This window comes from Proteus sp. G2669, from assembly GCF_009915245.1.
Lineage (GTDB): Bacteria > Pseudomonadota > Gammaproteobacteria > Enterobacterales > Enterobacteriaceae > Proteus.
Map to the genome: position 1 here is coordinate 1 of NZ_JAABLX010000044.1, position 9,750 is coordinate 9,750.

At 37.6% G+C, this 9,750-nt stretch carries 10 protein-coding genes and 3 pseudogenes; 10 read left to right on the forward strand and 3 right to left on the reverse strand.

Going from position 1 to position 9,750, the window contains the following annotated elements; translation table 11 throughout:
• Positions 1–336 precede the first annotated feature (336 nt).
• The 3 genes and pseudogenes from GWI68_RS11950 (at position 337) to GWI68_RS11960 (ending at position 1,889) form a co-directional block, all read left to right on the forward strand.
• On the forward strand, positions 337–696 hold the full coding sequence (locus GWI68_RS11950; RefSeq protein WP_166540418.1) for an RHS domain-containing protein: 360 nt from the start codon (positions 337–339) through the stop codon (positions 694–696).
• A 21-nt stretch (positions 697–717) separates the two neighbouring features.
• Positions 718–1,263, forward strand: a pseudogene (locus GWI68_RS11955) (RHS repeat-associated core domain-containing protein); the annotation flags it as partial.
• An 11-nt stretch (positions 1,264–1,274) separates the two neighbouring features.
• Entirely contained in the window at positions 1,275–1,889 is a 615-nt protein-coding gene (locus GWI68_RS11960) for a DUF1963 domain-containing protein (protein ID WP_166540419.1), read from the forward strand.
• Between the two features lie 86 nt (positions 1,890–1,975).
• On the opposite strand, the gene GWI68_RS11965 is transcribed toward GWI68_RS11960, so the two are convergent.
• Entirely contained in the window at positions 1,976–2,215 is a 240-nt protein-coding gene (locus tag GWI68_RS11965) for an endoribonuclease SymE (RefSeq protein ID WP_243733373.1), read from the reverse strand.
• A 126-nt stretch (positions 2,216–2,341) separates the two neighbouring features.
• On the opposite strand from GWI68_RS11965, the pseudogene GWI68_RS11970 reads away from it, so the two are divergent.
• The 4 genes and pseudogenes from GWI68_RS11970 to GWI68_RS11985 all read left to right on the forward strand — a co-directional run.
• Positions 2,342–3,184 (forward strand): annotated as a pseudogene (locus tag GWI68_RS11970) (RHS repeat-associated core domain-containing protein); the annotation flags it as partial.
• Positions 3,185–3,200: 16 nt separating this feature from the next.
• Positions 3,201–3,581 carry a hypothetical protein gene (locus GWI68_RS11975; protein ID WP_166540420.1) on the forward strand — a complete coding sequence of 127 codons (381 nt, stop codon included), beginning with the start codon at positions 3,201–3,203 and terminating at the stop codon, positions 3,579–3,581.
• A gap of 362 nt (positions 3,582–3,943) precedes the next feature.
• Entirely contained in the window at positions 3,944–5,005 is a 1,062-nt protein-coding gene (locus GWI68_RS20660; RefSeq protein ID WP_347877529.1) for an RHS repeat-associated core domain-containing protein, read from the forward strand.
• 1 nt (position 5,006) lies between these two features.
• Positions 5,007–5,552, forward strand: a complete 546-nt coding sequence (locus GWI68_RS11985; RefSeq protein WP_166540421.1) for a DUF4304 domain-containing protein — start codon at positions 5,007–5,009, stop codon at positions 5,550–5,552.
• A gap of 96 nt (positions 5,553–5,648) precedes the next feature.
• Here the strand turns inward: GWI68_RS11985 and GWI68_RS11990 are convergent, their stop codons facing one another.
• The gene (locus GWI68_RS11990) at positions 5,649–6,809 is read right to left on the reverse strand and encodes an IS30 family transposase (protein WP_166540422.1); all 1,161 of its coding nucleotides are present in this window, start codon (positions 6,807–6,809) and stop codon (positions 5,649–5,651) included.
• Between the two features lie 48 nt (positions 6,810–6,857).
• Positions 6,858–6,995: a SymE family type I addiction module toxin gene (locus tag GWI68_RS11995; protein WP_166540423.1), complete on the reverse strand. Its 138-nt coding sequence runs from the start codon at positions 6,993–6,995 to the stop codon at positions 6,858–6,860.
• A 98-nt stretch (positions 6,996–7,093) separates the two neighbouring features.
• Here GWI68_RS11995 and GWI68_RS12000 point away from each other — a divergent pair.
• The 3 genes and pseudogenes from GWI68_RS12000 to GWI68_RS12010 all read left to right on the forward strand — a co-directional run.
• A pseudogene (locus GWI68_RS12000) lies at positions 7,094–7,576 on the forward strand (RHS repeat-associated core domain-containing protein); the annotation flags it as partial.
• 425 nt (positions 7,577–8,001) lie between these two features.
• Complete coding sequence (locus GWI68_RS12005) at positions 8,002–8,775, forward strand: hypothetical protein (RefSeq protein ID WP_166540424.1); 774 nt, start codon at positions 8,002–8,004, stop codon at positions 8,773–8,775.
• A gap of 274 nt (positions 8,776–9,049) precedes the next feature.
• The coding region (locus GWI68_RS12010) for an RHS repeat domain-containing protein (protein WP_243733374.1) at positions 9,050–9,750 on the forward strand (701 nt) is incomplete at its 3' end.

The window sequence follows — 9,750 nt, forward strand, 5'->3', positions numbered from 1 at the left end:
GACTTACGCCATAATTTAATCACCACACAATAAGAAACAGTACCTTATGGTTGGAAGTATTATCAATATAATATTTATGGTAGGACGATTGAAAAACGCACTGATACAGGCTCTTGGACTTATTCCTATAATGCTGAGCACCGTTTAAAAACCGTACTTCACCATCCTGTTAATCCAGAAGAAAAACGGTATTTTGTCCAATTTGATTACGATCCATTAGGGCGTCGTTTACATAAAACTGTCGAATATCTTCCTGCGCTACAACTACCACAAGCACAACAACGTTTACCTTTAAAAGCACACACTTGTGGTACAACTACCTTTTTATGGGAAGGTTTGCGATTATTAAGCGAATATCGACACGGCATTGACATGCTCTATATCTATGAAGATGTGGGCAGTTACTCTCCCTTAGCGCGCGTTGATACATTAAAAAATAAACAAACTGTTTTTTATTTTCATTGTCAGCCTAATGACTCACCTGATGCATTAGTTGATGGTAACGGTGATATTCAATGGCAAGCTCGCTTCACCTCTTGGGGTAAAACAGAAATTGAATTAGGAGAGTTTCATTATTATCCCCAAAATCGTGATCAAAACTTACGTTTTCAGGGGCAATATCTCGATAGAGACAAATTTGTCGGGAACAAATTTGAACAGCATTTACGCTGGCCCGTAGGGCGAGTATCAGGATGATACGAGTATTCAGGTCTACACTATAATACCTTTCGCTATTATGATCCTGATATTGGTCGATTTACCCAGCATGATCCGATAGGGCTGATGGGCGGGCTGAATCTGTATCAGTATGCGCCGAATGCGCTGGTGTGGGTTGATCCGTGGGGTTGGGCTAAGCTATTTGCATTAGGCACCTATGGTGAGTTAAATGGCCCTTCACATGTGCGTGATCAATTACAAGCTCACGAATTATTGAGACACGAATATTTAAAACAGCAAGGTCTTGCAAACACATCACGTTTATCTGGAAATCCATCTATAGCTTTAGATTTGGATCATCATACCAGAGGCCCGTTGAAGGATACTCGAGGTATTGGTGGTGCTCATTGGCATGAGGCTGAAATTAGAGCGAATCAAGGTCTGGGTAGAAATGAGTTTGCATCAACATTAAAATGTGAATTAGATATAACATCAGGTGGTTTAAGAAAAGCTGGTGTTCCTGCTAGTCGAGTTAAACAATTAAGACGAGATGCATTGAAATTTTATAAACAACAAGCTGCTGCAAAAGCAAAAGGTTGTAAATAGGAATATATATCATGTATGAAATTACTCAATTTATTGTAAGTGATAACAAAGATATAGACTCAGGCTTAATTATAGGGGGCAATAAAGGATATGTGTCTGAATGGCCTGTTAATCCAAACGGAAAGGAGCTATTGCATCTTTTTTCTATAGATTGTGAAAAGGTAGCTCCTCAGGTCGCTGGTGGTGTTTTGCCAAAAATCGGTTATTTGTCTATATTTTCAACATATTCTAGCAGTGATTACTTTCTTGATGAAATAACATACTTTGGTGATGAAGATGATTTGAATTTGATTCGGTCAGGCTTCACTTTTGTATCTTATTCATTGACTGGTAGTTTAAGTGAAAGTAATGAAGATTTTATACCTGAAACTAAAGTTGATTTATTAAATACGAGAATTGATAGTGAAGAGTATCCAATGATATCATTTTTCTCAAAACATATTCCCAATGGTTTAACCTGTGTGGATGAGGTTTTTAATAATTATCATTTTGTCTGCCAGGTCTATTCCGCTGACTTTCCTTATCCCTTTAAAGATGTATTGGGATTGTCTGATGCCATAGGATACTTATTTATTAAAAATGAAGGAAATAATATAGAAGGTCTTTTCTTCGTGCAAACGGCATAAAAATCCTAATAGCCATCCTTATAACTCAAATTATATAATCACCTGCTTTGGCTACAACAGCACACCAAAGCAGGTAAATCACCACATCACTCCCCGATCAGCGCCTTAACTTTAAGCTTAAATGCGGCGATCTGGGCTTGTTGCTGCTGATTTTGCTGCTTAATAGTCCGGATATCCTCGCTGTCCGGGATTAATACCAAACAGCCGTTTAAAATTTTCACTGCAGACGTGAAACCCGTCTCAAAGACTGCATCTTTTAATCTATATCCTGTTAAGTGGATTGCCGGCAGTGGACTGGTTTTGCTGCCACTCAGAGCATAGCCCATGGTGTAATAACACTCTGTTTTTTTGGAGAGAGGTATTTATCACTCGGTTTTACTTAGAATTCGTCTTAACCGTGGTAACTATCCTTTACCTTTAATTGTTTGGTTAATGGTGTTGCTGTGCTTGATTACCTGTGGTCTAGCGACCAGATGGTGCAAGAAACCCCGATTTATGCCGATGGTACTCCCGCTTATGATTCGCAAATTCAGTGGCTTTATCAACCCGGTGAAATTACCCCAACAGCCCGTTATCAACGTGGAAAACTGCATTATGTCGTCACTGACCATCAAGGCACACCACGAGAAATCTTTAGCGAAAAAGGGATTGTCAGCTGGGCTGGACGGTTAAATACCTGGGGACAAATGGCGTTTTGGCAATCTCATGATAATTATGCCGATAACGACCCTGAATACACTGAATGCCATTTTCGGTTTGCCGGTCAATATGAAGATAAAGAAAGTGGCTTGTATTACAATCGCTTTCGCTACTATGATAAGGACACTGGGCAATATATTTCGCCAGACCCTATTGGATTATTAGGTGGCTTTAATCCGTATGGGTACGTACATTGTCCGACTGGGTGGGTTGATCCGTTTGGGTTGGCGGGTGAGGATTGTGATAAGCTACTCAAACTTAATTCAGCACAACGGAAAAATATTTCCAATCTTAGAGAAGGTAAGGATGTTACAGTTAGAAATGTCGAAGAAGCAAGACAATTATTAGATAACATGCCAGAGCTTCGCCCTCATATAGATTTATTCCCCGCTAAATCAGGTGAATTATATCGTGGAACAGTATTTGGTGATGTATGGAAACAACCAGTTGGTACTTATCGAGGTGATTTATATAATATAAGAAATCCATTGTCTGATGTTGTACATGAATCGAGTAATAAACTGCATGATTTAAATCCTCATTATAATATTTTATTTAAAAATGGCACCAAAGCAGGAATAATAATAGTTCCATAGAAAGGAAAAGTGAAAAATGAAAGAAATAATAGATAATAGAGAGTTAAAAACCCTCCCTTTAGTTGAGAGAACAATATATCTTGATGACAATATAGCATCTATTGAATTTTCTATTATTGGAGATTTAGATTTCAACATTGAATTTAAAAAAAAATATAAAAACAAAAAAGAGGCAATTAAAAGTATAGAGACATTTATCAAAAAAAGTGATCTTGACAAAGAAAAAGGTATTGATTTTATATATGAGACTCAAATGAAAAAATCAAAACTATTAATTTTAAATAGCGTTATAAACAATACCTTATCACTACCTGACCATGGAGATGGTTACTTATATCTTGGTGATATTGAATATATTAAGGAACTCACTAAAAAACTAAGAACTCGGTTACTCTAATTATATGTAAAAATAAAATTAACTTTTCATATATGGTTATACCCAAGTCCATATGTTACTCAAAAATTTTGAGTGACAACCTACTACATGAATAAATTTTTATAATACTAATAATAAAACTTAATCATTCGTGAATGTGCGTTTTATAGAACATGAAGTTCGATATCGTTAGAACCATTTATGGCAACTCTATTATGAGCAGATAAACAGACAAGAATTTTACGCCAAAGCCAAACCTATTTTTCTAATTTTAGCTATTACACTGCAATTGGATTATTGGATAGCTGCAATAAAAAGACTGTATTACCGCCAAAGGTTATCAAGATTATCACTACGACATTAATGGTCGATTAATACAAAAAGTGGTTCATCAACACGGTTTTCGAGCAAAAACGTGGTATTACCAATGGAGTTCGCTTAATCAATTCATTGCCTGTTTTAATCCTGAAGGGGAATTATGGCGTTACACTTACAATGCTTTTGGGCGACGTCTCAGTAAAAGTAAGGTGTTCGATAATCGCCCTATTACACCGCCCAATTCGCCCTTTAAAGATAAACGCGTTCAGCGTGTCGATTATCTGTGGTCGGGCAACCAGATGGTGCAAGAAACTCCGATTTATGCCGATGGTACGCCCGCTTATGATTCGCAAATTCAGTGGCTCTACCAGCCCAATGAAATCACTCCCACAGCCCGTTATCAACGTGGAAAACTGCATTATGTCGTCACTGACCATCAAGGCACACCACGAGAAATCTTTAGCGAAAAAGGGATTGTCAGCTGGGCTGGACGGTTAAATACCTGGGGACAAATGGCGTTTTGGCAATCTCATGATAATTATGCCGATAACGACCCTGAATACACTGAATGCCATTTTCGGTTTGCCGGTCAATATGAAGATAAAGAAAGTGGCTTGTATTACAATCGCTTTCGCTACTATGATAAGGACACTGGGCAATATATTTCGCCTGACCCTATCGGATTATTAGGGGGCTTTAATCCGTATGGGTATGTGCATTGTCCTACAGGGTTTATTGATCCGTTTGGGTTGAGTGGGACATCAAAAGTCAGCACTGTTCAACAGAATAAACAAGTTGGTGATGGCGTTAGGGATGATATTGCCAGAGAACGAGGATTAGGGCCAGATGACATTGAGCAAAATATTAGAGTAACTGGTGGACTAAGACGAATGGATGTTGTTGACGGGCGATTAGGAATAGAATCCAAAATTGGACGAACAGGTTTAACGTCCAGAGTTAGGCAGGAACTTGCTAGAGACATAAAAATTTTGAGGCTAGAAAATCCACCGCTTCGTGCTATTGAATGGCATTTTACTCGTAGCCCAACCACAGGAAAAATCGGACCTACAGCAAGGCTTGAGGAAAAACTTAATAAATATGGTATACCAATAATCTATAGGGATTAATATGAGTGTATTTAGTAAATTATTCGTTGAAAACGGATTTAAAAAGATTAACGAAAATAATGTTTATCAAAAATCTAGCTCATTTATCAAGTCAGTCAATTTGCAACGAAAAAGCTCAGGGGATATGTATTTTATCAATTTAGGCGTCACTCCAATTATAGATGGAGTCGAACCTCGTTCATTCAAGGAAATAGACGCATATATTCGATCTAGGGTGCGTACTCAAGATGGCTTTTTTATCAACACAATAGATGATCCTGAGTTTTTAAAAGAGATATTGAATGGGCCAATAAATGATTTTTTTGACTCTTTTGTATCTATTGATGATCTCTTTTCACCAATAACAACTAATATGATAGAAAGCCAAGATCTTCCAATAAATATTAAAAACATCATGGCTGATCAAGCGCTAAGTTTATTGTGTGCTCGATATTGGATATCAAAGAATGAAATTGAAAAAGCAAAAGAAATGGCAACATATGGTTTAAGTAAAGTTAGACTAGGTGGACAAATAAAAAAATCATTCAAAGAAATATTAGCATTGTAAGTAAGGTAAGCCTATTTTTAGACTTACCTATATTATCACGCTATCTGTTGTTGGTTTTCACTCGGATGTCTTCGCTGTCCGGTATCAGTTGTGAGTTCAATCGGTGGATGCAACACACTGGTTAAATCGTTCTGCTGGTGATTCGTAACCTAGCGTTTTTCTTGGCCTCTCGTTGAGTTGTCTAGCTATGCTGTCTAACCGTTGCTGGCTATGAACGGATAAATCAGTACCTTTGGGAAAATATTGTCTGAGCAATCGGTTCGTATTTTCGTTTGAACCACGTTGCCACGGAGACTGAGGATCGCAGAAGTAGACTTGAATATCAGTCGCTACAGTAAATACTGCATGATTGGTCATTTCAACACCTCTGTCCCAAGTTAATGTTTTATATAGTTCAACGGGTAATTGCTGAGCCTGTTTAATGAGAGTGGCTATCACCGTTGTTGTTTTATTATCACTGATTTTAGCTAGCATAACATAACGTGAATGGCGTTCTACTAAAGTGACAATATAAGAATTTTTAGAGCCTTGAATTAGATCCCCTTCCCAGTGGCCTGGAATTGCTCTATCCGCAACAGTCGATGGTCTTTCACTTATAGGAACGGCATTAGGGATTGAGCCTAATCCTTTTCCTTTAAGTGATGTGGTTCTAGATTTTCGTACCGTTCTTCTGCTTCTAAGATATTGCTGTAACTCTTTTTTTAAAGCTCCCCGAGTTTGTATAAAAAGTGTTTTATAAATCGTTTCGTGAGACACATTCATCTCCTGAGCATCTGGATTATTGCGTTTCAGCCAGCCAGCAATTTGCTCAGGCGACCAGCCTTGATGCATTTTTTCTGCGATTATTTTACACAATGTAGGGTTTTGACTTAATTTACAAGCTTTGGGTCTCAAGGCATTATCCCATGCTTTTTTATCCGCTTTTGCTGCACGGTAGTTGGTTAATCCACCATGTCTGCGGATCTCACGACTAACAGTTGAAGGGGCTCTTGATATTTTTTTAGCTATCTCCCTGATACTGCACTTTTCTGCTAATCCTCTCGATATTTCTTCTCTTTCATCAAGCGAAAGCGATAACCTGTGGCGTTTACGGACAGGAGGACGGAAGCCACCCGTTTGATAAATAGTGGGCATAATAGAAGAATGGTATCTATCAAACATTCTTGCTATCTCATGTAAAGAATCACCTTGTTTATATCTGTCCCAAATAATCGCTTTTTGTTCAGGTGTATAGTAAATACGTTTTCTTGGCTTCATAACAATGCCCTCCTTATTTAAGGATAGCGTTGCATTGATTAATTGAACTCACAGTACCAAACAGCCGTTTAATATCTTCATTGTGAACGTGAAACCGGTCTCAAAACCTGCGTCTTTTAACCAATGCCCTGTTAAGTGGATTGCCAGTGATAGTCTGGTTTTATGGCCACTCGGAACATACCCCACCGCGTAGTATTTACCACTTGGGTTGCTTAGAATTCATCTTAACCATAGCAACTATCCCTTACCTTTAATTGTTTGTTAATGGTATTGGTGTACTTGATTACCTGTGGTCTGGCGACCAGATGGTGCAAGAAACCCCAATTTATGCCGATGGCACACCCGCTTATGACGCTCAAATTCAGTGGCTCTATCAGCCCGGCGAAATTACTCCAACAGCTCGTTATCAACGTGGAAAACTGCATTATGTCGTCACTGACCATCAAGGTACGCCACGTGAAATCTTTAGCGAAAAAGGCATTGTCAGCTGGGCTGGTCGGTTAAATACCTGGGGGCAAATGGCGTTTTGGCAATCTCATGATAATTATGCCGATAACGACCCAGAATACACCGAATGTCATTTTCGGTTTGCCGGACAATATGAAGATAAAGAAAGTGGCTTGTATTACAATCGCTTTCGCTACTATGATAAGGACACTGGGCAATATATTTCACCTGACCCTATCGGATTATTAGGTGGCTTTAATCCGTATGGGTATGTGCATTGTCCAACTGGGTGGGTTGATCCGTTAGGGTTGGCGGGTTGTCTGTATATTTATGCACTTAATGCTGATGAAAAAAAAGTAATTGAGGGATTAATTGATAAAATAGCTACAGGAAAGCTTCATACAAGAGTGAGGCATGGCCATTTTGAAAATTCGAAAGATATCGAAAATATAATTAATAATCCTAAAGAAATCTTCAGAAGTGGGGGGGGAAAAAATCCTAGGTTAATTTTTCATGATGGAGAGAATGTCGTCATCGTAGGAACTAAAGGATCTGAAAAGGGCTGGGTGGTAACTAATTATGGTCCCTTGGGGAGTGAAGGAAGAGTACCTTTAGGTAGTGTACCAAATACCCCAAGAGGTGGTATTGTTACTTCAGAAAGTATAGTGTCTGGAACAATACCAAGTAAATCAGGTACTGTTCCTAAAGCTGAATCCATTTGGAAAATTGAGTGATAATATAAAATATGTATTACATAAACACTGATGGGGGAAAAATCGAAATAAATTTAACTTCCTCAAAAAAGATAAAATCAGCAGTTAAATGGGTGTTTGATAAGATTATAATTTCCGATAATATTTTTGCGGATGAGCTAAGTAACTACCTTTTACCAGAATATATTGGTAGTAGTCATTATATAGGTGATGATGGATATATATTTGATACATCAGATAAATTATTAAGTGATGTGTTTTTGTACATTCCCGATAATAACTATTTTAATCCTGATGTGTTAAATACTATCCTATCTTTTGATTCTACATATGCATCTATTGAAATAATAAATCCGATTAAATTTAATTCAGTATCACCTTGCGACTTTAGACATTTAAGTCAAGATGGAGATTATTTGCTATGTCTATCTAATATAAGTTTGGATGGATATATTGAGAGAATAAAAATTCAAAATGATTTTGAATTTATCTTTTTAAACAAGAAAATGATTGGTTTTTTACTAATTAGACCACTTGAGAAACTGGTTTTCTTTGATGATATAAACTATGAATATGAGAACGAAAATAAAGTACCTTTATCTTCAAATGAAAAAAATATTTTTATTACCTATTTTGATTTAGTTGATGAAGAAGGATGGGATAGGATAAATGATGGTGATTTACTTATGCTAAGTAAGATAAATGAAATTAAAAATAATATAACTAAAATTAATGTACAACACATTCAATTAAAGTCATTATATAAACAATGTGACTTCATAGTAAATAATTACTACAGTATTTAATTATTTTAAAAATACGGAATCCAAAAAATGATTAATTTCTTTTAGAATTTGATAAAAATTGTTCAACCAAATCGTTAGCCTCTAATATATCACCATCACCTTACGTATATTATATTTAAGTTTTTACCTTCTAGTATTCATGCCAAACAGCTGTTTAAGATTTTGGTAACAAAAATGGAACCTATCTCAAACCCGCTTTGGTGAGCGTGAACTTAATTATGCCTTTGGTCAACTCCATGAACTGACCTCCCTGCAAGTCAATCAACATGCACCCTTGCAATTTAGTTATAACGCACTGGGCCAAGAATTTTTACGTCAAAGCCAAGCGGGTTTCGCCAACTCTAGCCATTACACCGCTACTGGCTTATTAGCGCATCAACGTGCAGGACGAGGAACGGAGTCCTTTTTACAATCCCTACACGATAATCCGCTTCAACCCCCGATGTCGACCGATGTTCATCGAGGTTATCAATACGATAAAGCCTTTAATCTGGTCAATATCGATGATGCTCGCTGGAACCGTACACAATACCGCTATAACGCCAACGACCAAATTATTGAAACGCAATATAGCAACCAGTTTGAACGCCAAAGCGAGAAGTTTCAGTACGATAACAACCTGAACATCACAGAGCATCAGTTTATTCCGTCTGATGCGCATGGTGCGTTTTTACAACTGGCACAACAGCAAAAAGGCCGTGTTACTCGCCGTATTACCGCCAAAGGTTATCAAGACTATCACTACGACATTAATGGTCGATTAACGCAAAAAGTGGTTCATCAACACGGTTTTCGAGCAAAAACATGGTATTACCAATGGAATACGCTTAATCAACTTGTTGCCTGTTTTAACCCTGAAGGGGAATGCTGGCGTTACACTTACGATGCTTTTGGGCGACGCATCAGTAAAAGTAAAGTGGTCGATAATCGCCCTATTCCCCTCCCCCCAATTCACCCTTTAAAAATAAACGTATT

Excerpts from the sequence above, each read along its gene's own strand:
- GWI68_RS11960 (WP_166540419.1), top strand. The coding sequence starts at position 1,275 with ATGTATGAAATTACTCAATTTATTGTAAGTGATAACAAAGATATAGAC.
- GWI68_RS11985 (WP_166540421.1), top strand. The coding sequence starts at position 5,007 with ATGAGTGTATTTAGTAAATTATTCGTTGAAAACGGATTTAAAAAGATT.
- GWI68_RS11990 (WP_166540422.1), bottom strand. The coding sequence starts at position 6,809 with ATGAAGCCAAGAAAACGTATTTACTATACACCTGAACAAAAAGCGATT.
- GWI68_RS12005 (WP_166540424.1), top strand. The coding sequence starts at position 8,002 with ATGTATTACATAAACACTGATGGGGGAAAAATCGAAATAAATTTAACT.
- GWI68_RS11965 (WP_243733373.1), bottom strand. The coding sequence starts at position 2,215 with ATGGGCTATGCTCTGAGTGGCAGCAAAACCAGTCCACTGCCGGCAATC.
- GWI68_RS11975 (WP_166540420.1), top strand. The coding sequence starts at position 3,201 with ATGAAAGAAATAATAGATAATAGAGAGTTAAAAACCCTCCCTTTAGTT.